Genomic DNA, 22,835 nt, shown 5'->3' with positions numbered 1-22,835 from the left:
TACAACCCGTAAGGAGCATTCATGCGTCATTACGAAATCATCTTTTTGGTCCACCCGGATCAAAGCGAGCAAGTCGGCGGCATGGTTGAGCGTTACACCAAGCTGATCGAAGAAGACGGCGGCAAAATCCACCGTCTGGAAGATTGGGGCCGTCGTCAACTGGCCTACGCAATCAACAATGTTCACAAGGCTCACTACGTGATGCTGAACGTTGAGTGCACTGGCAAGGCCCTGGCCGAGCTGGAAGACAACTTCCGCTACAACGATGCTGTGATCCGTAACCTGGTCATCCGTCGCGAAGAAGCCGTTACCGGCCAATCCGAGATGCTCAAGGCTGAAGAAAACCGCAGTGAGCGCCGTGAGCGTCGCGACCGTCCTGAGCACGAAGGCGCTGATAGCGCTGATAGTGATGACAGCGACAACAGCGATAACGCTGACGAGTAATCCACGGACCTTTTAAGGAGCCTATCAAATGGCACGTTTCTTCCGTCGTCGTAAATTCTGCCGCTTCACCGCTGAAGACGTGAAAGAGATCGATTACAAAGATCTCAACACTCTGAAAGCCTACGTATCCGAGACCGGCAAAATCGTTCCAAGCCGTATCACCGGTACCAAAGCACGTTATCAGCGTCAGCTGGCCACCGCTATCAAGCGCGCCCGCTTCCTGGCCCTGCTGGCCTACACCGACAGCCACGGCCGCTGAGACCGGGCAGTCGACAAGTAGTAAGGGATTGAATGCATGCGCGCCTTAGCTGAGTTCATCATGCGCGGTCGTGTGCAGGCCACTCTGGTAGTGGCTGGATGTGCAGCATTGCCGTTGTTGTATTGGTTGGCTGCTGCCGCTGGATGCCTTGTGCTTCTGCGGCGCGGTTTGCAGGATGCCGTTGGCATCCTGGCCCTGGGAGTCGTAGCCGCCTTGATCTGGTGGTTGCAACTGGGCGAACCCAAAGTGCTTCTGGTGCTGCTGGGGTCGTCGAGCCTTGCGTTGGTTTTGCGCGCAAGTGAGTCCTGGGTCCGCACGCTGCTGGTCAGCGTGGCGTTGGGGTTGGTGTTTTCGGTGTTGATTGACGCGGCTTTCCGCCCGCAGATCGAGGCGCTGTCGCAAGAGATCGTCAAGATCCTGCCGATGGCCCTCGGGGAACTCTACCAACAGCTGTCGGTAGAAGAGCGAGCGCGACTGGCAACGCTGATTGCACCGGCCCTGATCGGCCTGATGGCGGTAATGATGCAGATCGTCAGTTTGCTGAGCCTGATGCTTGGGCGTTATTGGCAGGCGTTGTTGTACAACCCGGGTGGTTTTGGTCGCGAATTTCGCAGTATCAGAATCCCCGTGGGCCCGGCGATGTTGCTGCTGGCACTCATGGTGGTCGGACCGTACTTCGGTTCACAAGCCACCTTGCTGATGCTGTTTTGCAGCGTACCGCTGGTGTTTTCCGGACTGGCCCTGATTCATGGGCTGGTCGCGCAGAAGCGCCTGGCCAAGTTCTGGCTGGTGGGGATGTACGTAACGATGCTGGTGTTCATGCAACTGATCTATCCGTTACTCGTGGTTTTGGCCATTGTCGACGGCCTGATTGATTTTCGCGGTCGTCTGGCGCCGAAAGACGCCGATAACGCGAACGGTGAAGGTTAAAAGTTAGAGGATTTTCACATGCAACTGATCCTTCTGGAAAAAGTCGCCAACCTGGGCAACCTGGGCGACAAAGTGAACGTTAAGGCCGGTTACGGTCGTAACTACCTGCTGCCATACGGCAAAGCCACCGCTGCAACCGCTGCCAACCTGGCTGCGTTTGAAGAGCGTCGTGCTGAGCTGGAACAAGCAGCAGCAGACAAAAAAGCTTCGGCCGAAACTCGCGCTGCCCAACTGGCTGAGCTGGAAGTGACTATCACTGCCACCGCCGGTGACGAAGGCAAGCTGTTCGGTTCGATCGGCACGCACGACATCGCTGATGCACTGACCGCCTCCGGCGTTGAAGTGCAGAAGAGCGAAGTTCGTCTGCCGAACGGCACCATCCGTAACGTAGGTGAATTCGACGTAGCCGTGCACCTGCACGCCGAAGTTGAAGCCACCGTACGCGTTATCGTGGTAGCAGCTTAAGCAGCACCTAACTGACTGGCACCTCGCGTGTCAGCCAGTTAACATCGGGCACGATCCTGTTTACAGGTCGTGCCTTTTGTTTTTCTACACACCCCAAATTCCAAGTGGCCATGAACGATATTTCAGCTCCTGAGCAATACGATCTGCAAACCGCTGCCCTGAAGGTGCCGCCGCATTCCATCGAGGCCGAACAGGCTGTGCTCGGTGGTTTGATGCTGGACAACAACGCCTGGGAACGCGTGCTGGATCAAGTCTCGGACGGTGACTTCTATCGCCATGACCACCGCCTGATCTTCCGTGCCATCGCCAAGCTGGCCGACCAGAACTCACCGATCGACGTGGTGACCCTGGCCGAGCAGCTAGACAAGGAAGGCCAGACCTCCCAGGTCGGCGGCCTCGGCTACCTTGGTGAACTGGCGAAGAACACGCCGTCCGTCGCCAACATCAAGGCCTATGCCCAGATTGTTCGCCAGCGGGCCACGCTGCGCCAACTGATCGGTATCAGCACCGAGATCGCCGACAGCGCCTTCAACCCGGAAGGGCGTACCGCCGAAGAGATCCTCGACGAAGCCGAACGCCAGATCTTCCAGATCGCCGAGGCCCGCCCGAAAACCGGCGGCCCGGTAGGCGTCAACGAGCTGTTGACCAAGGCCATCGACCGTATCGACACGCTGTTCAACACCGACGCGGCCATCACCGGTATTTCCACCGGCTATGCCGACCTCGACGAGAAGACCAGCGGCCTGCAGCCGTCCGACTTGATCATCGTCGCCGGTCGTCCCTCCATGGGTAAGACCACCTTCGCGATGAACCTGGTCGAAAACGCCGTGTTGCGCAGCGACAAGACCGTCCTGGTGTACTCCCTGGAGATGCCCGGTGAATCGCTGATCATGCGGATGCTCTCGTCCCTAGGCCGTATCGACCAGACCAAGGTGCGTTCCGGCCAGCTGGAAGATGACGACTGGCCGCGGCTGACCTCGGCGGTCAACCTGCTCAATGACCGCAAGCTGTTCATCGACGACACTGCGGGCATCAGCCCCTCGGAGATGCGTGCACGCACCCGCCGCCTGGTGCGTGAACACGGCGATATTGCCTTGATCATGATCGACTACCTGCAGTTGATGCAGATCCCGGGTTCCAGCGGTGACAGCCGGACCAACGAGATTTCCGAGATTTCCCGGTCCTTGAAAGCCCTGGCCAAGGAATTCAACTGCCCGGTGGTGGCGCTGTCCCAGCTCAACCGTTCCCTGGAACAACGTCCCAACAAGCGCCCGGTGAACTCCGACTTGCGGGAATCGGGTGCGATCGAGCAGGACGCCGACGTGATCATGTTCGTGTACCGCGACGAGGTATACCACCCCGAGACCGAGCACAAAGGCATCGCCGAGATCATCATCGGCAAGCAGCGGAACGGGCCGATCGGTTTTATCCGCCTGGCGTTTATCGGCAAGTACACCCGCTTCGAAAACCTCGCGCCAGGCAGCTACAACTTCGACGACGACGAATAACTCGTCTGCTCAATTCCGACCATTACCGTCGGAATTGGTCAAAATTTGTGCTATATTCCGCGCCCGCGATTTTCCATCTCAACACCGGTCACCGTCATGCAAACAGCCAAGCCGTTATTTGACTATCCCAAGTACTGGGCCGAATGTTTCGGTCCCGCGCCATTCCTGCCGATGAGCAGGGAGGAGATGGATCAGCTTGGCTGGGATTCCTGCGACATCATCATCGTCACCGGTGATGCGTATGTTGACCATCCGTCGTTCGGCATGGCGATCATCGGCCGGCTGCTGGAGTCCCAGGGCTTCCGCGTCGGGATCATTGCCCAGCCGAACTGGCAGTCCAAAGACGACTTCATGAAGCTCGGCGAGCCGAACCTGTTCTTCGGCGTCGCGGCCGGCAACATGGATTCGATGATCAACCGCTACACCGCCGACAAGAAAATCCGTTCCGACGACGCCTACACCCCCGGCGGCATGGCCGGCAAACGCCCGGACCGCGCGAGCCTGGTGTACAGCCAGCGTTGCAAGGAAGCCTATAAGAACGTGCCGATCGTACTTGGCGGCATCGAAGCCTCCCTGCGCCGCATCGCCCACTACGACTACTGGCAGGACCGCGTGCGTAACTCGATCCTGATCGACGCTACCGCCGATATCCTGCTGTACGGCAACGCCGAGCGTGCGATTGTCGAAGTCGCCCAGCGCCTGTCGTGGGGCCACAAGATCGAAGACATCACTGACGTGCGCGGCACCGCGTTCATTCGCCGCGACACGCCGGTGGGCTGGTACGAAGTGGACTCCACGCGTATCGACCGTCCAGGCAAGATCGACAAGATCATCAACCCGTACGTCAACACTCAAGACACCCAGGCTTGCGCTATCGAGCAAGAGAAGGGGCCGGTGGATGACCCGGAAGAAGCCAAGGTCGTCCAGATCCTGGCCAGCCCGCGCATGACCCGCGACAAGACCGTGATCCGTCTGCCTTCGGTAGAGAAGGTCCGTGGCGACGCCGTGCTCTACGCCCACGCCAACCGCGTGTTGCACCTGGAAACCAACCCAGGCAACGCCCGTGCCCTGGTGCAGAAGCACGGTGAGGTGGACGTGTGGTTCAACCCGCCGCCCATTCCGATGACTACCGAAGAAATGGACTACGTGTTCGGCATGCCTTACGCCCGTGTCCCGCACCCGGCGTATGGCAAGGAAAAAATTCCGGCCTACGACATGATCCGTTTCTCGGTGAACATCATGCGTGGCTGCTTTGGTGGCTGCACCTTCTGCTCGATCACCGAGCACGAAGGGCGCATCATCCAGAACCGTTCCGAAGAGTCGATCATCCGCGAGATCGAAGAGATCCGCGACAAAGTGCCGGGCTTTACCGGCGTGATCTCCGACCTCGGCGGCCCGACCGCGAACATGTACCGCATCGCCTGCAAGAGCCCGGAAATCGAATCTGCGTGCCGCAAGCCATCGTGCGTATTCCCCGGTATCTGCCCGAACCTGAACACTGATCACTCGTCGTTGATCCAGCTGTATCGCAGCGCGCGTGCATTGCCGGGTGTGAAGAAGATCCTGATCGCTTCCGGCCTGCGCTATGACCTGGCCGTCGAATCGCCGGAATATGTCAAAGAGCTGGTGACCCACCACGTCGGTGGCTACCTCAAGATCGCCCCGGAACACACCGAGGAAGGTCCGCTCAACCAGATGATGAAACCGGGCATTGGCAGCTATGACAAGTTCAAGCGCATGTTCGAGAAGTACACCAAGGAAGCGGGCAAGGAGCAGTACCTGATTCCTTACTTCATTGCCGCCCACCCGGGCACCACCGATGAAGACATGATGAACCTGGCCCTGTGGCTCAAGGGCAACGGCTTCCGCGCCGACCAGGTGCAGGCGTTCTACCCGTCGCCGATGGCCACCGCCACCGCGATGTACCACTCGGGCAAGAACCCGCTGCGCAAGGTCACCTACAAGAGCGATGCAGTGACCATCGTCAAGAGCGAAGAGCAGCGCCGTCTGCACAAGGCGTTCCTGCGTTACCACGACCCGAAAGGCTGGCCAATGCTGCGTGAAGCACTGACCCGCATGGGCCGTGCCGACTTGATCGGGCCAGGCAAGGACCAACTGATCCCGCTGCACCAGCCGAGCACCGACAGCTACCAGAGCGCGCGTCGCAAGAACTCGACGCCGGCCGGCAGCCATAAGGTCGCGAAGGAAACCACCACGAAGATCCTCACCCAGCACACCGGACTGCCGCCGCGTGGCAGCGACGGCAGCAACCCGTGGGACAAGCGTGAGCAAGCCAAGGCCGCGGCCCAGGCGCGTAACAAGCAGGCCGCCAAGGAGCGCGCCGATGCGGCCAAGGGCAAGGGCGGCAAGCCTGCGCGCAAGCCGGTAGTGCCGCGTTGATCGCAGCCTGAACATGTAAAACGCCAGCCTTGTGCTGGCGTTTTGCTTTCTATTCGGTGGCGAGCCTGTTTGTTAAGGTGGCGACCATTAAATCGCCTTCGCGAGCAAGCCCGCTCCCACACTTGAATGTATTCGCAAATCAAAATGTGGGAGCGGGCTTGCTCGCGAAGGCGTCAGTTCAGTCACCACCCATTTCAAGGAAGAACACCCCATGGGCAACCCCCTGGCCGGCATCGGCATGGACTCCAACCGCTCGCAGTTCATGGCGCGCCAGCGTATTGAAAGCCAGATCAACCTGCCGCGCCTGTTCGCAGCTATCGACGCCGATCCCGGGATTGTCGGCGCAGGCGTCGTATACATCGACGCTGACTTCAACATCATTACCCTGCGCGAATTCAAGCCCATCTGCAGCATCAAGCCTAAGCGCATCATTTTGCGTGAAGCGCAGAAGTACATTGCGCCAACGCAGTTTGCTCAACATGTCGTGAGCAATCCTCGAGAGTCGCGACTGATTGGCGAAGCCGTGAATACCGGAGTCTCCTGCTTGGGGGCGGTCATCAGTTGGGCTGCGATTGCCAGTGGAACCATTCTGGTGCCTTTCAGCGCTGGCGCCAGTTCCGTCATCGTTGTAGTGGGGTATGCGGCTGCCGGCGCGAGTACGCTTCAGTGCTTTAACGGCATTGCCCGAACAGCGCTGGAAGTCGCCAAACCTGAGGTCAAGGATTCGCTCGACAGTGAAGGCTGGTACCAGAATGCGTCCATCGTGCTGGACGCCGTATCACTGGCAGGTGTGGGCGCTTCGGCCCTGACGACGGTCAAGCTGGTCAGGGCCGCCAAAGCATCGACGGGCAAGAGCCTGCGTGATGTGCTTCGCGGTTTGAATCGCCAGGAAAGAGCCAAGCTGACGAAAGAGCTGCTGAGCATCAACCATCCCAGCTTGACCGCGAAGATGATCAAATTGAGGCAGGCGTCGGGCGAACTCACCAAGCGTTTCACCCCTACGCAGCTCAAGCACAGCACCACTACCCAGATCAAAGACGTCCTCGGCGCAACCATTGGATTTGGCGGGAGTGCGTACTCCGGAAACGTCAATACCATCGCGATTGGACTCTACGAGGAGGTAAGCGAATGAACGAGTTAATGACGCTACGCGACTTTTTCAGGCAATACTTTCTGACGTTTATGGGCGGCGTATTTGCTGCGTGTTTTTCTTTGGCGTTGGCTGTGGCGCTGGCGTTTATCACCTATTTTCGTGATGCGCCCATTGCTCAAGTGGGGCTCAAGATCATGTCTGCCGGGGCGCTGCTCATTCTGTTGACGGTCCATAGCAACTTTATGATTTTGCGGGGCCGCCCCTCCTGGGCGTGGGTGATGGTCGGCATCTACGTCGCCTGTCTACTGTTTGTCGTCCCAATGCTTCAGTACCAGCCTCATAAAGTTCTCTATGGGTTGGCGCTGTTATTCCCGTTCCTTGGATTGTTGATACTTAACAGCAAGGTTCAACGAGAGATGCGTGCAAAACTGGTGGGAATCCGTCGCATTCGGCAATCTGTCAAATCAACCGTTGGGTCGAGTAGCCGCATGTGAAGGAGTCGCCGTCGATACCCGGTTTTTTCGCGCGCTATTTCCCCGTGTTCATGGGCACGATTTTCATGGCGATCTTTTCCGGCTCCGCTGCGGTTTCCACGGCGGGCGTAACCTATTTGCGCGACACTGATCCCGCGCTTAAATCCAGCTGTTCGGGCGCTGCGATCCTGATGCTGGTCGCGGTGCTGGTATTTGGCAACGTCATGATCGCGCGCGGCTATCCGTGGGCGACGAAACTGGTGGCGGGCTATCTCGGCGCTTGCCTGTTGTTCGTACTGCCAATGATTCAATACGACCTGCACACGCTGGTCTATGGCTCGGCTGTGCTCTTCCCGCTGCTTGGATTGTTGCTGCTCAACAGCAAGCGCCATCGCGAAATGCGCCAGAAGCTGCTTGAGATCCGCCACCTGCGCCAAGCCGCGATCGCCAAGCGCAAAACCGGCTGATTGGGTAGATTCCCCACCCACCCTCACATCCGCGCCACAAATATGTGCGTCACATGCACCATGGCGCCCCCGTTGGCGCCGTTTTGGTGCTGTACTGCACCGGGTCTTACGATAAAGCGCAATGACCGCCGCTCTGGCATAAGTCTTGCGCGCTTTGTTCCCATGCCCTGGCTCGCAGGAGGCCGCCGTGTCGATTCATGTCGCGTTGCACCACGTTACGCATTACCGCTACGACCGCGCTGTCGAACTCGGCCCACAGATCGTGCGGTTGCGCCCGGCAGCCCATAGCCGCACGCGGATTTTGTCCTACGCGCTGAAAGTGCTGCCTGAGCAGCATTTCATCAACTGGCAGCAGGACCCCCAGGGCAATTACCTGGCGCGGTTGGTGTTCCCGGAAAAGACTGACGAGCTGCGCATCGAAGTCGACCTGGTCGCTGAAATGGCGGTGTTCAACCCCTTCGACTTTTTCCTCGAGCCCTATGCCGAGAAAATCCCCTTCAGCTACGCCGCCGACGAGCAGCGTGAGCTGGCGCCGTACCTGGAAACCCTGCCGCTGACGCCGAAGTTCGCCGCGTACCTGGCGGGTATCGACCGCACACCCTTGCCGGCCGTGGACTTTCTGGTGGGCCTCAATCAGCGCTTGGCGGCCGATATCGGCTACCTGATCCGCATGGAGCCAGGCGTGCAAACCCCAGAGTTCACCCTGGAAAACGCCTCTGGCTCATGCCGCGACTCGGCCTGGTTGCTGGTGCAGATTCTGCGCAATCTGGGGCTGGCAGCACGTTTCGTGTCCGGTTACCTGATTCAGCTCACAGCCGACGTCAAAGCCCTCGATGGGCCCTCCGGCACCGAAGTGGACTTCACCGACCTGCACGCCTGGTGCGAAGTGTATTTGCCCGGCGCCGGCTGGATTGGCCTGGATGCCACCTCCGGGCTGTTCGCCGGTGAAGGCCATATTCCGTTGGCGTGTAGTCCCGATCCATCGTCCGCCGCACCGATCAGTGGGTTGGTGGAGCCTTGCGAGTGCGAATTCACCCACGAAATGTCGGTTGAGCGGATTTGGGAAGCCCCACGTGTCACCAAGCCTTACACCGAAGAACAATGGCTGGCGATCCAGGCCTTGGGCCGTCAGATCGATGGCGACCTGCTCAAGGACGATGTGCGCCTGACCATGGGCGGCGAGCCGACCTTCGTTTCCATCGACGATCCCGACGGCGCCGAGTGGAACACCGCCGCCTTAGGTCCGGACAAGCGCCGACTGTCTGCCGAGCTGTTCCAGCGCATGCGCAAGCACTACGCACCCAAGGGGTTGGTGCACTTCGGCCAGGGCAAGTGGTACCCCGGCGAGCAACTGCCGCGTTGGTCGCTCAACTGCTACTGGCGCCGCGACGGTGTGCCGATCTGGCACAACAGCGCGTTGATTGCCGATGAGCAGGCGGACTACGGCGCTGACGGTGCGCTGGCCGGACGTTTCCTGGCCAGCGTCGCAGAGCGCCTCAAATTACCGGCGCGCTTTGTGTTCCCGGCGTTCGAAGACAACTTCTACTACCTGTGGCGCGAGGGTGCGCTGCCGCAGAACGTCACCGCCCAAGATCCGCGGCTGAGCGACGATCTGGAGCGCGAACGCCTGCGCAAAGTGTTCAGCCAGGGCCTGGATAAAGTCATCGGCCAAGTGCTGCCGTTGGCGCGCACGGCAGCCAATGACCGCTGGCAAAGCGGGCGCTGGTATTTGCGCGACAACCACTGCCGCCTGGTGCCGGGGGATTCGCCGCTGGGTTATCGCCTGCCATTGGCCTCGCAGCCATGGGTGACGGCGGCGGAGTATCCGTTTGTGCACCCGACTGACCCGAATCAGGATCAGCCGGAGCTGCCGTCCACTAGGCAACTGCAACACCATGATGAGGCCGCGCCGAGCGAGGAGCGTGTGCCCAAGGTGGACGAGTCCGCCGACTGGCTGACTCGCACCGCTCTGTGCGCTGAGGCGCGTGAAGGGCGCCTCTATCTGTTCATGCCGCCCCTGGAGCGCGTCGAAGACTATCTGGAACTGGTGGCAGCCATTGAAGCCACCGCCGAAGAGCTGCACTGCCCGGTATTGCTGGAAGGCTACGAGCCGCCGGCCGACACGCGGCTGAGTAACTTCCGCGTCACGCCGGACCCGGGTGTGATTGAGGTCAACGTGCAGCCGTCCGCCACTTGGGACGAATTGGTGGAACGCACCGAATTTCTCTACGAAGAGGCGCGGCAAACGCGATTGACCACCGAAAAATTCATGATCGACGGGCGTCACACCGGTACCGGCGGCGGTAATCACTTTGTACTCGGTGGTGCAACGCCCAAGGACTCACCGTTTCTGCGCCGACCCGATCTGCTGCGCAGTCTGATCAGCTACTGGCACAACCATCCGTCATTGTCCTACCTGTTTTCCGGCCTGTTCATCGGCCCGACTTCCCAGGCTCCACGGGTGGACGAGGCGCGTAATGACGCGTTGTACGAACTGGAAATCGCCTTCGCACAAATGCCAGAGCCCGGTGAGGAATGCCCGCCGTGGTTGGTGGACCGCCTGCTGCGCAATCTGCTGATCGACGTGACTGGCAACACTCACCGCGCCGAATTCTGCATCGACAAACTCTACTCGCCGGACGGCGCCACTGGCCGCCTCGGCCTGCTGGAACTGCGCGCGTTTGAAATGCCGCCCCATGCGCGCATGAGCCTGACCCAGCAATTGCTGTTGCGCGCCTTGGTCGCGCGATTCTGGCGCGAACCCTACGCGCCGCCGAAGCTGGCACGTTGGGGCACAGAGCTGCACGACCGTTTCCTGCTGCCGCATTTCATCGAGCAAGACTTTGCCGACGTGATCGTCGAACTCAACAGCGCCGGCTATCCGCTGCGCGCCGAGTGGTTTGCCGCGCACCTGGAATTCCGTTTCCCCAAAGTGGGTGACTACGCCGTCAGCGGGATCGAGCTGGAGCTGCGTCAGGCTCTGGAACCCTGGCACGTCCTGGGCGAGGAGGGCGCGGTCGGCGGCACAGTGCGTTATGTGGATTCATCCCTTGAGCGCCTGCAAGTCAAATTGACCGGGCTGCCCCCGCAGCGCTACCTGCTGACCTGCAATGGCGTCCCGGTGCCGCTGCAACCGACTGGGCGAGTCGGTGAGTTCGTCGCTGGCGTGCGTTATCGCGCCTGGCAACCGGCCAACTGCCTGCAACCGACCATCCCGGTGCATGCGCCGCTGGTGTTCGATCTGCTGGACACTTGGATGCAGCGTTCGCTGGGCGGCTGCCAGTACCATGTCGCCCATCCGGGTGGGCGCAATTACGACAGCCTTCCGGTGAATGCCAATGAGGCAGAGAGCCGGCGAATGGCGCGGTTCTTCCGGTTGGGGCATAGCCCAGGGAAGCAATCAGTGCCGACGGTAGTGGTGAACGATGAATTACCCATGACCCTCGATCTACGGCGTTTCCCCAATAAAAATGACTGAACGCGATCCTCTGTGGACGCTAGCTTTTGTGGTGAGCGAGCTTGCCTCGCGCGGGGCAAGCCCGCTCACCACAAAAGCCCGCGGCTACAGGGGATTTGCAGTGTTTGTTGAGTTAATCTGAGCCCCCTTGCCTCTGCCGAGCGTTCCATGTCCGATTTGCTCGACCGTTACCCGCTGACCGCGGGCACTTATCACGAACTGCTGGATGACAGCGGCGCGGTGCGTGCCCATTGGCGGCGCTTGCTGGATCACCTGCAACGCAGCACGCCCGCGCAACTGGCCCAGCGCCAGGCGCTGTTGACCCGGCAGATCCAGGAAAACGGCGTGACCTACAACGTCTACGCCGACCCCAAGGGCGCCGACCGCCCGTGGGAGCTGGACCTACTGCCCCATGTGTTGGCCGCTGATGAATGGCAGCACCTGTCGGCGGGTATCGCGCAACGTGCACGCCTGCTCAATGCCGTACTGGCCGATCTCTATGGCCCGCAACGCCTGATCAAGGAAGGCTTGCTGCCGGCTGAGCTGGTATTTGGGCATAACAATTTCCTGTGGCCGTGCCAGGGCATCCAGCCGCCGGACGGTGCGTTCCTGCACCTCTATGCCGTGGACCTGGCACGCACGCCGGATGGTCGCTGGTGGGTCACCGCCGACCGTACCCAGGCGCCGTCCGGTGCCGGATATGCGTTGGAAAACCGCACCATCGTGTCCCGCGCCTTCCCGGATCTTTACCGTGACTTGCAGGTGCAGCACCTCACCGGGTTCTTCCGCACCTTGCAGGAAACCCTGGCCCGCCAGGCGCCCGGTGATGACCAGCCGCCGCTGATCGTGCTGCTGACGCCCGGCCGGTTCAACGAAAGTTACTTCGAGCATCTTTACCTCGCCCGCCAGCTCGGCTACCCGCTGGTGGAGGGCGGCGACCTCACCGTGCGCGACAGCACTGTGTTCCTGAAAACCCTCAGCGGCCTACGCCGGGTGCACGCGATCATGCGTCGCCTCGACGATGATTTCTGCGACCCGCTGGAGCTGCGCACTGACTCGGCCCTCGGCGTACCGGGTTTGCTGGATGCCGTGCGCCAAGGCAATGTGCTGGTGGCCAATGCCCTGGGCAGCGGCGTGCTGGAATCCCCCGGTTTGCTGGGGTTTCTGCCGAAGATCAACGAATTCCTGTTTGGTGAAAAACTGATTCTGCCGTCCATCGCCACCTGGTGGTGCGGTGAGGCGCCGGTGCTGGCCGAAGCGCTGGAGAAACTGCCGGAGTTGCTGATCAAACCCGCGTTTCCGTCGCAGAGTTTTGCGCCGGTATTCGGCCGCGACCTCAACGACGAACAACGCCAGGCCCTGGCCGAGCGCATGCGCGCGCGGCCCTACGCCTACGTCGCCCAGGAGTTGGCTCAATTGTCCCAAGCGCCGGTATGGCACACCGTGGATGACCACCTGCAACACCGCGCCATCGGCATGCGCGTATACGCCGTGGCCAGTGACGACGGTTACCGTGTGCTTCCCGGCGGCCTGACGCGCGTAGCGGCCGAAGCCGATGCCGAAGTGGTGTCGATGCAACGCGGCGGTGCCAGCAAGGACACCTGGGTACTCGGCGAGCGCGCCGCCGGTGGCGAACACTGGCGTGCCCAACGCGCGATTGGCGCCCATGACCTGGTGCGCCGCGATCCCTATCTGCCGTCCCGCGTGGTGGAAAATCTGTTCTGGTTCGGCCGTTACTGCGAACGCTGCGACGACAGCGCGCGTTGGCTGCGTATCGTGCTGGCGCGTTATGTGGATGGCGACGACCCGCTGGCCCTGCAGGCGGCTGTCGAGCTGGGCGAAAACCTGCGTCTGCTGCCGGAGGAGGGCGAATTGCCCGAACGCCTGCTGGCGGCGCTGCTCGGAGACGACTGGCCGTCGAGCCTGCGCGCCAACCTACAACGCTTGCAGTGGGCGGCGTCGCAGGTACGCGGCAAGCTGTCTCGGGAGAACTGGCAGGCCTTGGTGGAGCTGCAGCGCGAAGCCATGGAGCTGGAAAGCGAGTCACCGGATTTTGGCGAGTTGCTGGACTTCCTCAACCGCCTGGTGATGTCCCTGGCGGCGTTGTCCGGGTTTGCCCTGGACGACATGACCCGTGACGAAGGCTGGCGCTTTTTGATGATGGGCCGGCGTATCGAGCGTCTGCAATTCCTGAGCAGCAGCCTGGCGGCGTTCCTGCGCGGCGTGGCGGTGTTCGATCAGGCCGGGTTGGAGTGGTTGCTGGAATTGGGCAACAGCAGCATCACCTACCGTTCGCGTTACCTGGCGGTGCCGCAGTTGATCCCGGTGCTCGACTTGCTGCTGCTGGACGAGCAGAACCCCCACGCGGTGTTGTTCCAGCTCAAGTTGGTGAGCCGCACGCTGCGACGCCTCAACGATGATTTTGGTGTGCCTCGGGAAACCGGCCTTGGCCCATTGGTGGAGCGCCTGGCGCGCTTCGACCTGGGTTGCCTGGAGAACCCATTGTTCGGCGAATCCAGCGTACGTGCCGCGCTGGACGGCCTGGCCGACCTGCTGCAAGCAGTGGCCGATGAGAGTGGGCTAGTGTCGGACCGCCTGGCCTTGCGTCACTTTGCCCATGTGGATGATGTCAGCCAACAAACGGTGTCGGTGTGATGAGTGCGCGCTACCAGATTTTCCACGATACCCATTACCACTATGACAGCCCGGTGTCCCTGGCCCAGCAGTTGGCGCATTTATGGCCACGGCCGTGCGCCTGGCAGCGTTGCAGCTTGCAGCAACTGGATATCAGCCCGGAACCGACCTCGCGCCGCGATGAGCTGGACGTGTTTGGCAACCCGATCACGCGCCTGGCATTCGAGCGGCCTCATGATGAATTGCTGGTGAACGCCGGGCTGAGCGTGGAAGTGCTGGCGCGGCCGGCGCTGGATTTCCAGCAGTCGCCCGCCTGGGACCAGACCCGCGACAGCCTGACCTACAGCAGCCAGCCGATGTCCGGTGAATTGATCGAAGCCTGCCGCTACCGCTTCGAATCGCCCTACGTGCACTTGAAGAAAACCTTCGTCGAATTTTCCGAAAGCTGCTTTCCTCCCGGCAAACCGCTGCTGCTGGGCGTGCAGGCGCTGATGGAAAAGATCTTCAGCGAGTTTACCTTCGACGCCGAGGCCACCCAAGTCGCCACGCCGCTGGTGGAAGTGCTGGAGCGCCGTCGCGGCGTGTGCCAGGACTTCGCCCACCTGATGCTCGCCTGCCTACGCTCGCGGGGTCTCGCGGCACGCTATATCAGCGGCTACCTGCTCACCCAGCCACCGCCCGGCCAGCCACGGCTGATCGGCGCCGATGCGTCCCACGCGTGGGTCTCGGTGTATTGCCCGGTTTCGGGCTGGGTGGATTTCGATCCGACGAACAATGTGCAGCCGGCACTGGAGCACATCACCCTGGCCTGGGGCCGGGACTTTTCCGATGTGTCGCCGTTGCGAGGGGTGATTCTGGGGGGAGGGAGCCATGATCCGGAGGTGAGGGTAACGGTGATGCCGCTGGAATAACGAGCTTGTTGTAGTGAGCGGGCTTGCCCCGCGCTGGGGCGCGAAGCGGCCCTCAAGCCTGACACCACGGTCTTTCAGGTGTTCTGGTGGGCGCGTAATGGGGCTGCTTCGCAGCCCAGCGCGGGGCAAGCCCGCTCACCACAGCAAGCCCGCTCACCACAGTGCACCGGCTCAGCACAAAGGAATTTATTCAGCCGGATCTTTTGGTGTTTCGGTCTCGTCGCTCGTTTCTTCACCATCAACATCGGCGTTCAGCCCATTGGCCTCTTCTTCTGCAGCGGCTTTCTTGCGTTGCAGTTTTTCCTCTTTCTTCTGCTCCTTGGCCAAGTCTCTCTGACGTTTGGCGAAGGAGTAATTAGGTTTGGCCATGGGCGATCCTCTAGGGTCGAAGGTGAGGGTGGCGGCGCGCAGCTGCCTTGGGACGACATGGTAGCAGCTTCAGGGTGCGCTTGGCCTTCACTTACCGCAGGCGTAGGCGGCCAGAAGGCCGTTGAACAGTTGGTTGAGGTGCATGGCTCGGACTCCGATGGGTGATGAGTCGATCATAGTCAGGAGGTTGTACTTTGGCTGGTAGATTGTGTTGATAAGTCTGATAGCCTAAAGTTGTATACAATCTGTTGATTCAGATCATAAGAATTCCTGCCTGATTCAGGCACCCTTGTCGCAATACGCGTTTTTTAAACCCTGCCTTGGAGATTCACATGTTTGCCAAACTCGTTGCTGTTTCCCTGCTGACTCTGGCGAGCGGCCAGTTGCTTGCTGCAGAGTGCAAGGTCACTGTCGACTCCACCGACCAAATGTCCTTCAACACCAAAGCCATTGAAATCGACAAGAGCTGCAAGACGTTCACCGTTGAGCTGACTCACTCCGGCAACCTGCCGAAAAACGTCATGGGCCACAACTGGGTGCTGACCAGCGCCGCTGACATGCAGCCGGTTGCCACCGACGGCATGGCTGCCGGTATTGACAAGGACTACCTGAAAGAAGGCGACGCACGCATCATCGCCCACACCAAGATCATCGGTGCTGGCGAGAAAGATTCGGTGACCTTCGATGTGTCGAAGCTGAAGGCGGGCACTGACTACGCATTCTTCTGCTCGTTCCCAGGCCACATCTCGATGATGAAAGGCACTGTGACCCTGAAGTAACACCGCGTTATCGTTCATCGCCGGCAAGCCGGCTCCTACAGGGGAATGGGTTCCAATTGTAGGAGCCGGCTTGCCGGCGATAGCGGTCTACCTCACGGCGCAAACGGCATGACCCGCTTGTGCTCGGTCTTGCGGTAGGTGTCGCAGATAATCTTGAACGCTTCCTCGCGCACCGGCTCGCCGTGCAGGAACGCATCGATCTCCGCGTAGGTCACGCCATGTGACGCTTCGTCCGGCTTGCCCGGCGACAGGTCTTCCAGGTCCGCCGTAGGCACTTTTTCCACCAACGATTCCGGCGCCCCGAAGTGCCGCGCAATCGCACGCACCTGGTTCTTCACCAGGCCGCTCAACGGCGCCAAATCGCACGCGCCATCACCGAACTTGGTGAAAAAGCCCATCACCGCTTCCGCTGCATGGTCGGTGCCGATCACCAGGCCACCGGCTGCGCCGGCGATGGTGTACTGCGCCACCATGCGCATGCGCGCCTTGGTGTTGCCCAGCACGAAATCCCGGGATACCGCAGCCTTGCCCTCAAACGCTGCCACTTCATTGGCCAGCGCCTTGACCGCCGGGCCGATGTTTACGGTGTGGCGCTCGTCCGGCTTGATAAAGTCCACCGAGGCGGTGGCATCGATTTCGTCGAACTGGGTTTCGTAAGGCAGACGCACCGCGATAAAGCGGTAAGCCTGATCACCGCTGTTCTCACGCAGCTCTTTTACTGCACGTTGGGCCAAGAGGCCTGCGGTCAGGGAGTCGACGCCACCGCTGATGCCCAGCACCAGCGTCTTGAGCCCGGAATTGCGCAGGCAGTCCTGGATAAAGGTCACGCGGCGGGCAACCTCGGCCTCAAGGGCGGCTTGGTCGTTGAACGGCGCTTGGACCTTGAGCTGTTCAGCAATCTCACGCTGTACGGCTTGCATGATTCACTCCTTGCTAGAGATGGCAGGTACTTTGAAAACATGACGCAAATAGGCGACGAAATTCGGGTCGGTGCAGTGGGTCTTGCCCGCTTCATCGGAGATCTTCGCGACGGGTTGGCCATTGCAGGCGGTCATTTTAAGCACGATGCTCATTGGCTCAACACCTGGAATGTCGCAGGTCAGGTTGGTGCCGATGCCGAAGCTCACATTAATGCGACCACGCAGGGCGCGGAATATCTCCAGGGCCTTGGGCAACGACAGGCTGTCGGAGAACACCAACGTCTTGCTCATCGGCTCGATGCCGAGCTTGTGGTAGTGGGCGATGGCTTTTTCTGCCCATTGCACGGGATCGCCGGAGTCATGGCGCAGGCCGTCGAACAGCTTGGCGAAGTACAGGTCGAAGTCGCCCAGGAACGCGTCGGTGGTGATGCAGTCGGTCAGGGCGATGCCCAGCAGGCCGCGGTATTCGCGGACCCAGCAGTCGAGCGCGGCGATCTGGCTGTCGATCAGGCGCGGTCCGAGTTGCTGGTGGGCCATGATCCATTCGTGGGCCATGGTGCCCAGCGGCTTCATATCGAACTCGCGGGCCAGGTGCACGTTGCTGGTGCCGACGAAACGACCGGGGAAGTCGTGCTTGAGCACGCTGACCACTTCTTCCTGCACCCGGTACGAAAAGCGCCGACGCGTGCCGAAGTCGGCCACCTGCAGCTCCGACAGTTCATCGCTGCTGGCGTTGGCGGTCAGCCAGTCGAACTTGCGGTACAGCTGCTCCCGCGCCTGTTCGAGGATCACGGTCTGGTACCGGTAGCGGTTACGCACTTCGCTGACGATGGCCAGCATCGGCACTTCAAACAGAATCACATGCAGCCACGGCCCGCGCAGGCGGATGAACAGTTCGCCGTTCTCGATGCCAGTCTGCACGTAGCGCAGGTTGAAGCGGAACAGCCCGAGGAAGCGCAAAAAGTCCGGCTTCATGAAGCTGATGCGTTCCAGGAAACCCAACTGGTCGGGGCTCAGGCTCAGCTCGGCGAGGCGTTCGATCTGGTAGCGGATCTCCGCCAGGTAAGGGCGCAGATCTTCGCTGTTACGGCAGCGGAACTCCCATTCAACTTCCACGTTGGGGTAGTTGTGCAGCACCGCCTGCATCATGGTCAGCTTGTAGAAGTCGGTGTCGAGCAAGTTCTGCACGATGCGATCGGCAAACACACTCTCGCTCATAACGGGAATCTCCAGACGGGTCGGCGATGGGCGCCGACCTTTACGCACAATTAAGGAAGGGGGCTAGTGGCGCATAGACCTGTAGGGTTTTGCCAGTGATTTTTTGCGCTGGAGCCACCGACGCCTTCGCGAGCAAGCCCGCTCCCACCTTTGGAATGCATTTCAAGTGTGGGAGCGGGCTTGCTCGCGAAGGCGATATTTCAGGCGCTAAATCACCTGCTCCATCATCCACTTCACAAAATCGCGCACCTTGGGCACCTCCGCCGAATGCTCCGGGTACGCCAGGTAATACGCATCCTGACTGGGCATCGCATGCTGCCAGGGGATCACCAGCTTGCCGTCGGCCAGTTCCTCTTCCACCAGAAAACGCGGCAGCAGCGCCACCCCACAACCCACCTGCGCGGCACGGATGCACATATAAAAGGTGTCGAACCGCGGCCCGTGATAGCTGTGCTCGGTCTGGTAGCCCTGGCTGGCGAACCAGTCATGCCAGCCCTGGGGGCGCGAGGCGTTTTGCAGCAGCACCAGGTTGCTCAATTGCGTGGGGTCGGAGAATGGCTGCGCCGGCAGGCTCTCCGGCGCGCACACCGGTACAAGCTCTTCGCTGAACAGTTTCAGGCTCTCGGTGCCGGGGCGTGAACCCTGGCCGAAGTAGAACGCCATGTCGGCCTTGCCTTGCAGCAACTCATCCGGCTCCTGTTCATTGCACAGGTCCAAGTGGATCTGCGGGTGACGCAGTCGCCAGCCCTTCAGACGCGGCACCAGCCAGCGCGCGCCGAAGGTGTAGGGCGTGGAGACCCGCAGCACTTCGGTTTCGCCACCGTAGGAGCGCAGGTAGTGAGTCGACATCTCCACCTGCGTGAGGATCTTGCGCACCTCCACCAGGTACAAGTCACCCGCTGGGGTCATCTGCAATCGCCGGCGCACGCGGCGAAACAGCAAGTGCTGTAGCAACTCTTCCAACTGCGCCACCTGCTTGCTCACCGCGCTCTGCGTGAGGTTCAGCTCCTCGGCGGCGCGGGTGAAGCTCAGGTGGCGGGTGGCGGCTTCGAAGCACTGCAAGGCGGTGATCGAGGGCAAATGTCTTTTGTTCAGCACGGCACGCCTCTTTTTATTCTTTGCATGAATAAACGGAATGATATCTCGCCTAATCGTCGTTTGTTGGCAAGTCTTGGGCCAGCTACAAATAAGCTCTGGATCGCCGTGTCGCCAGCGGCGCGAATTTTCTGTTTGAGATTGAAGGAGTGACCCATGGTTGCCGCATTGCTTGATCGTCTCGGGGTAAACCCGGCGCTGTACCAGTCGGGCAAGCAGCCCGTGCATTCGCCGATTGATGGCAGCCGCATCGGCAGTGTGCACTGGGAAGGTGCCGCCGAGGTGGAGCAACAGGTCAGTCGCGCCGAGCATGCATTCGAGGCCTGGCGCAAAGTGCCGGCACCGCGCCGTGGCGAACTGGTGCGCCAGTTCGGTGACGTATTGCGCGAATACAAGGCCGATCTGGGCGAGCTGGTGTCCTGGGAAGCCGGCAAGATCACCCAGGAAGGCCTGGGCGAAGTGCAGGAAATGATCGACATCTGCGACTTCGCCGTGGGCCTGTCGCGCCAGTTGTACGGCTTGACCATCGCCTCCGAGCGCCCAGGCCACCATATGCGTGAAACCTGGCATCCGCTGGGCGTGGTTGGCGTGATCAGCGCGTTCAACTTCCCGGTCGCCGTGTGGGCGTGGAACACCACCCTGGCGCTGGTGTGCGGCAATGCCGTGATCTGGAAACCCTCGGAAAAGACCCCGCTCACTGCGCTGGCCTGCCAGGCATTGTTCGAGCGCGTGCTGAAGAAATTCGACGGCGCCCCGGAATACCTGAGCCAAGTGATCATCGGCGGCCGCGATGCCGGTGCTGCACTGGTGGACGACCCGCGTGTCGCCCTGATCAGTGCCACCGGCAGCACCCGCATGGGCCGCGAAGTGGCGCCGAAAGTCGCCGCACGTTTTGCCCGCAGCATCCTCGAACTGGGCGGCAACAACGCGATGATCCTCGGCCCGAGCGCCGATCTGGACATGGCCGTGCGCGCCATCCTGTTCAGCGCCGTCGGCACTGCCGGCCAACGGTGCACCACCCTGCGTCGGCTGATCGCCCATGAGTCGGTGAAAGAAGAAATCGTCACCCGCCTCAAGGCCGCCTATTCCAAAGTGCGCATCGGCCACCCGCTGGAAGGCAACCTGATCGGCCCGCTGATCGACAAGCACGGCTTCGACAACATGCAGGACGCCCTGGAGCAAGCCCTGAGCGAAGGCGGCAAGGTGTTCGGCGGTAAACGCCAACTGGAAGACACGTTTCCGAATGCCTACTACGTGTCGCCAGCGATTGTGGAAATGCCCGAGCAAAGCGACGTGGTGTGCACCGAGACCTTCGCGCCGATCCTCTATGTGATCGGCTACACCGACTTCAACGAAGCCCTGCGCCTGAACAACGCCGTGCCTCAAGGCCTGTCATCGTGCATCTTCACCACTGACGTGCGTGAAGCCGAGCAATTCATGTCGGCAGTGGGCAGCGACTGTGGCATCGCCAACGTCAACATCGGCCCGAGCGGCGCGGAAATCGGCGGCGCGTTTGGCGGCGAGAAAGAGACCGGCGGCGGGCGTGAATCGGGTTCGGACGCGTGGCGTGGGTACATGCGTCGCCAGACCAATACTGTGAACTACTCGCTGGAGTTGCCGCTGGCACAGGGCATTACCTTCGACTGATTCCTCAAGTCGAAGCGCGGTCAATGTGGGAGCTGGCTTGCCTGCGATAGCATCACCATGGGGTACCTGATACACCGAGGTGCCTGCATCGCCGGCAAGCCAGCTCCCACATTTGATTGGGTTTGCAATTCAAAATAACAGTTGTTTGTTAGGTTTCATCCCGGAGTCTGGCAATGGCACTACGCGAAACATGTTTGTGGGAGCACCTCACCCCTGGCCGGCCGGATCGTGCGGCGCTCAAGGGTGAGGTCAAGGTCGATGTGTGTGTGATCGGTGCCGGGATCACGGGCCTTTCGGCAGCCATTCATTTGCTGGAACAAGGCAAAAGCGTCGCCGTGCTGGAGGCCCATCGCACCGGCCATGGTGGTTCGGGGCGTAACGTGGGGCTGGTCAATGCCGGCATGTGGATCCCGCCGGACGAGATCGAAGCCGGTTTCGGCGAGGCGGTGGGCAGCCAACTCAACCGCATGTTGGGTGCGGCGCCGTCCCTGGTGTTCAGCCTGATCGACAAATACTCCATCGATTGCCAATTGCGCCGTGAAGGCACCTTGCACATGGCGCACAACGCCCGTGGCGAGGAGGATTTGCGCAGTCGTGAAGCGCAATGGAAACGCCGGGGCGCGCCAGTGGAGCTGCTCACCGGTCAGGCTTGCGAACAGGCCACCGGTACCAAAAAGATCGCCGCCGCCTTGTTGGACCGGCGCGCGGGCACCTTGAACCCGATGGCCTACACCAGTGGCTTGGCCAATGCTGCTGCCGGGCTTGGCGGGCAGTTGTTTGATCACTCACCGGTCACTCAGCTTGAGCGCCAAGGTTCGCACTGGTCGGTGCAGACCGCTCAGGGTTCAGTGCAGGCTGCACAGGTGGTGATCGCCTCCAACGCCTACACCGAGGGCGAATGGACCGAGTTGCGGCGCAATTTTTTCCCCGGCTATTACTATCAGGTCGCGTCGGCTCCGCTCACGGGCGACGCCGCCCAACAGATCCTGCCCGGTGGCCAGGGTTCATGGGATACGCGCCAGGTGCTGAGCAGCATTCGCCGCGATGCCGATGGCCGTCTGTTACTCGGCAGCCTGGGCAACGGCAATCAGAAACCCGCCTGGTTCCTCAAGGCGTGGGCCGATCGGGTGCAGCAGCACTACTTCCCGTACCTCAAATCGGTGCAGTGGGAGTTCACCTGGACCGGCTGTATCGCCTTCACCCCAGACCATTTGATGCGCCTGTTCGAACCAGCGCCCGGCCTCGTAGCAGTGACGGGCTATAACGGCCGCGGCGTAACCACTGGCAGTGTGGTCGGCAAGGCATTTGCCGACTACCTGTGTCACCAGAATCCCCAGGCGCTGCCGATTCCCTTCGCTCCCATGCAACCGCTGGCCGGAGTGGGCCTGCGCAGCTGTCTGTATGAAGCCGGCTTCTCGCTGTATCACGCCGGCCAATGTCTGAGGATCGTGATCTGATCAGCGAAATACCGCTCAAAAGCCTGCATTTTCTTAGCAGGCTACTAATCTGTATTGGTGCAAGTCGTAGCAATCACGCACTGTAAATGTGCAGTTCCGTTACGCCGTTTGTTACAGCGCCAGGAACTGTCGTTTATAGGCTTGGTTGCAGGTGCGACCTGTCGCGGTTGTACTTTTCGGATCCATTGGTTGCACCTACAGACGCTAGAGGGTTGCACGTCCTGGCGAATGGAGCCGAAACACCTGCAATAACAATGACACCGTGTCTTTTTGAAGAATAAAAACGTAATGGCACGCGCCTTGCTCTGG

General features: G+C 60.8%; 19 protein-coding genes. 15 read left to right on the top strand and 4 right to left on the bottom strand.

The window, feature by feature from the left end:
- Positions 1-21: 21 nt before the first annotated feature.
- The 12 genes from rpsF to ACP7C6_RS19960 all read left to right on the top strand — a co-directional run bounded on the left by rpsF (position 22) and on the right by ACP7C6_RS19960 (position 15,041).
- Positions 22-444, top strand: coding sequence for a 30S ribosomal protein S6 (gene rpsF, locus ACP7C6_RS20015; protein WP_003236224.1), 423 nt, complete (start codon positions 22-24; stop codon positions 442-444).
- A 28-nt stretch (positions 445-472) separates the two neighbouring features.
- Positions 473-703, top strand: a complete 231-nt coding sequence (gene rpsR, locus ACP7C6_RS20010; protein ID WP_002551829.1) for a 30S ribosomal protein S18 — start codon at positions 473-475, stop codon at positions 701-703.
- 36 nt (positions 704-739) lie between these two features.
- Positions 740-1,633, top strand: coding sequence for a hypothetical protein (locus ACP7C6_RS20005; RefSeq protein ID WP_028615521.1), 894 nt, complete (start codon positions 740-742; stop codon positions 1,631-1,633).
- A gap of 18 nt (positions 1,634-1,651) precedes the next feature.
- Entirely contained in the window at positions 1,652-2,098 is a 447-nt protein-coding gene (gene rplI / locus ACP7C6_RS20000; RefSeq protein WP_016976915.1) for a 50S ribosomal protein L9, read from the top strand.
- Between the two features lie 110 nt (positions 2,099-2,208).
- On the top strand, positions 2,209-3,606 hold the full coding sequence (gene dnaB, locus ACP7C6_RS19995; RefSeq protein ID WP_016976916.1) for a replicative DNA helicase: 1,398 nt from the start codon (positions 2,209-2,211) through the stop codon (positions 3,604-3,606).
- Positions 3,607-3,702: 96 nt separating this feature from the next.
- Positions 3,703-6,006 (top strand): YgiQ family radical SAM protein, encoded by a 2,304-nt coding sequence (locus ACP7C6_RS19990; protein WP_028615522.1) that lies wholly within the window; start codon positions 3,703-3,705, stop codon positions 6,004-6,006.
- Between the two features lie 211 nt (positions 6,007-6,217).
- Complete coding sequence (locus tag ACP7C6_RS19985; RefSeq protein ID WP_426109150.1) at positions 6,218-7,138, top strand: NAD synthetase; 921 nt, start codon at positions 6,218-6,220, stop codon at positions 7,136-7,138.
- Complete coding sequence (locus ACP7C6_RS19980; protein ID WP_426109149.1) at positions 7,135-7,593, top strand: hypothetical protein; 459 nt, start codon at positions 7,135-7,137, stop codon at positions 7,591-7,593. Before ACP7C6_RS19985 ends, ACP7C6_RS19980 begins: the two co-directional genes overlap by 4 nt.
- A 50-nt stretch (positions 7,594-7,643) precedes the next feature.
- Entirely contained in the window at positions 7,644-8,039 is a 396-nt protein-coding gene (locus tag ACP7C6_RS19975) for a hypothetical protein (RefSeq protein WP_426109233.1), read from the top strand.
- 187 nt (positions 8,040-8,226) lie between these two features.
- The gene (locus ACP7C6_RS19970) at positions 8,227-11,517 is read left to right on the top strand and encodes a DUF2126 domain-containing protein (protein ID WP_028615526.1); all 3,291 of its coding nucleotides are present in this window, start codon (positions 8,227-8,229) and stop codon (positions 11,515-11,517) included.
- Positions 11,518-11,664: 147 nt separating this feature from the next.
- Positions 11,665-14,151, top strand: a complete 2,487-nt coding sequence (locus tag ACP7C6_RS19965) for a circularly permuted type 2 ATP-grasp protein (protein WP_028615527.1) — start codon at positions 11,665-11,667, stop codon at positions 14,149-14,151.
- Positions 14,151-15,041 (top strand): transglutaminase family protein, encoded by an 891-nt coding sequence (locus tag ACP7C6_RS19960; RefSeq protein WP_028615528.1) that lies wholly within the window; start codon positions 14,151-14,153, stop codon positions 15,039-15,041. Before ACP7C6_RS19965 ends, ACP7C6_RS19960 begins: the two co-directional genes overlap by 1 nt.
- 186 nt (positions 15,042-15,227) lie before the next feature.
- Here ACP7C6_RS19960 and ACP7C6_RS19955 read toward each other — a convergent pair whose 3' ends face one another.
- Positions 15,228-15,410, bottom strand: a complete 183-nt coding sequence (locus tag ACP7C6_RS19955; RefSeq protein ID WP_016976924.1) for a hypothetical protein — start codon at positions 15,408-15,410, stop codon at positions 15,228-15,230.
- A 332-nt stretch (positions 15,411-15,742) separates the two neighbouring features.
- Between ACP7C6_RS19955 and azu the strand changes: the two genes are divergently transcribed.
- Positions 15,743-16,189 (top strand): azurin, encoded by a 447-nt coding sequence (azu, locus tag ACP7C6_RS19950; RefSeq protein ID WP_028615529.1) that lies wholly within the window; start codon positions 15,743-15,745, stop codon positions 16,187-16,189.
- Between the two features lie 92 nt (positions 16,190-16,281).
- Here azu and nadE read toward each other — a convergent pair whose 3' ends face one another.
- The 3 genes from nadE to ACP7C6_RS19935 all read right to left on the bottom strand — a co-directional run bounded on the left by nadE (position 16,282) and on the right by ACP7C6_RS19935 (position 19,425).
- A complete protein-coding gene (nadE, locus tag ACP7C6_RS19945) occupies positions 16,282-17,109 on the bottom strand; it encodes an ammonia-dependent NAD(+) synthetase (RefSeq protein WP_426109148.1) in 828 nt (275 codons plus the stop codon).
- A gap of 3 nt (positions 17,110-17,112) precedes the next feature.
- The gene (gene pncB, locus ACP7C6_RS19940; RefSeq protein ID WP_012721934.1) at positions 17,113-18,327 is read right to left on the bottom strand and encodes a nicotinate phosphoribosyltransferase; all 1,215 of its coding nucleotides are present in this window, start codon (positions 18,325-18,327) and stop codon (positions 17,113-17,115) included.
- Between the two features lie 207 nt (positions 18,328-18,534).
- On the bottom strand, positions 18,535-19,425 hold the full coding sequence (locus tag ACP7C6_RS19935) for a LysR family transcriptional regulator (RefSeq protein ID WP_016976928.1): 891 nt from the start codon (positions 19,423-19,425) through the stop codon (positions 18,535-18,537).
- A 153-nt stretch (positions 19,426-19,578) separates the two neighbouring features.
- Between ACP7C6_RS19935 and ACP7C6_RS19930 the strand changes: the two genes are divergently transcribed.
- On the top strand, positions 19,579-21,069 hold the full coding sequence (locus ACP7C6_RS19930) for an L-piperidine-6-carboxylate dehydrogenase (RefSeq protein ID WP_016976929.1): 1,491 nt from the start codon (positions 19,579-19,581) through the stop codon (positions 21,067-21,069).
- A 173-nt stretch (positions 21,070-21,242) separates the two neighbouring features.
- On the top strand, positions 21,243-22,526 hold the full coding sequence (locus tag ACP7C6_RS19925; protein ID WP_353631889.1) for an L-pipecolate oxidase: 1,284 nt from the start codon (positions 21,243-21,245) through the stop codon (positions 22,524-22,526).
- The last annotated feature ends 309 nt before the right edge of the window (positions 22,527-22,835 follow it).

Origin of the sequence: Pseudomonas sp. TWR1-1-4 (assembly GCF_049897165.1) — a bacterium.
Lineage (GTDB): Bacteria > Pseudomonadota > Gammaproteobacteria > Pseudomonadales > Pseudomonadaceae > Aquipseudomonas > Aquipseudomonas canadensis.
Note: the sequence above shows the minus strand (reverse complement) of the source record. Positions and strands in the feature narration are given on the sequence as shown.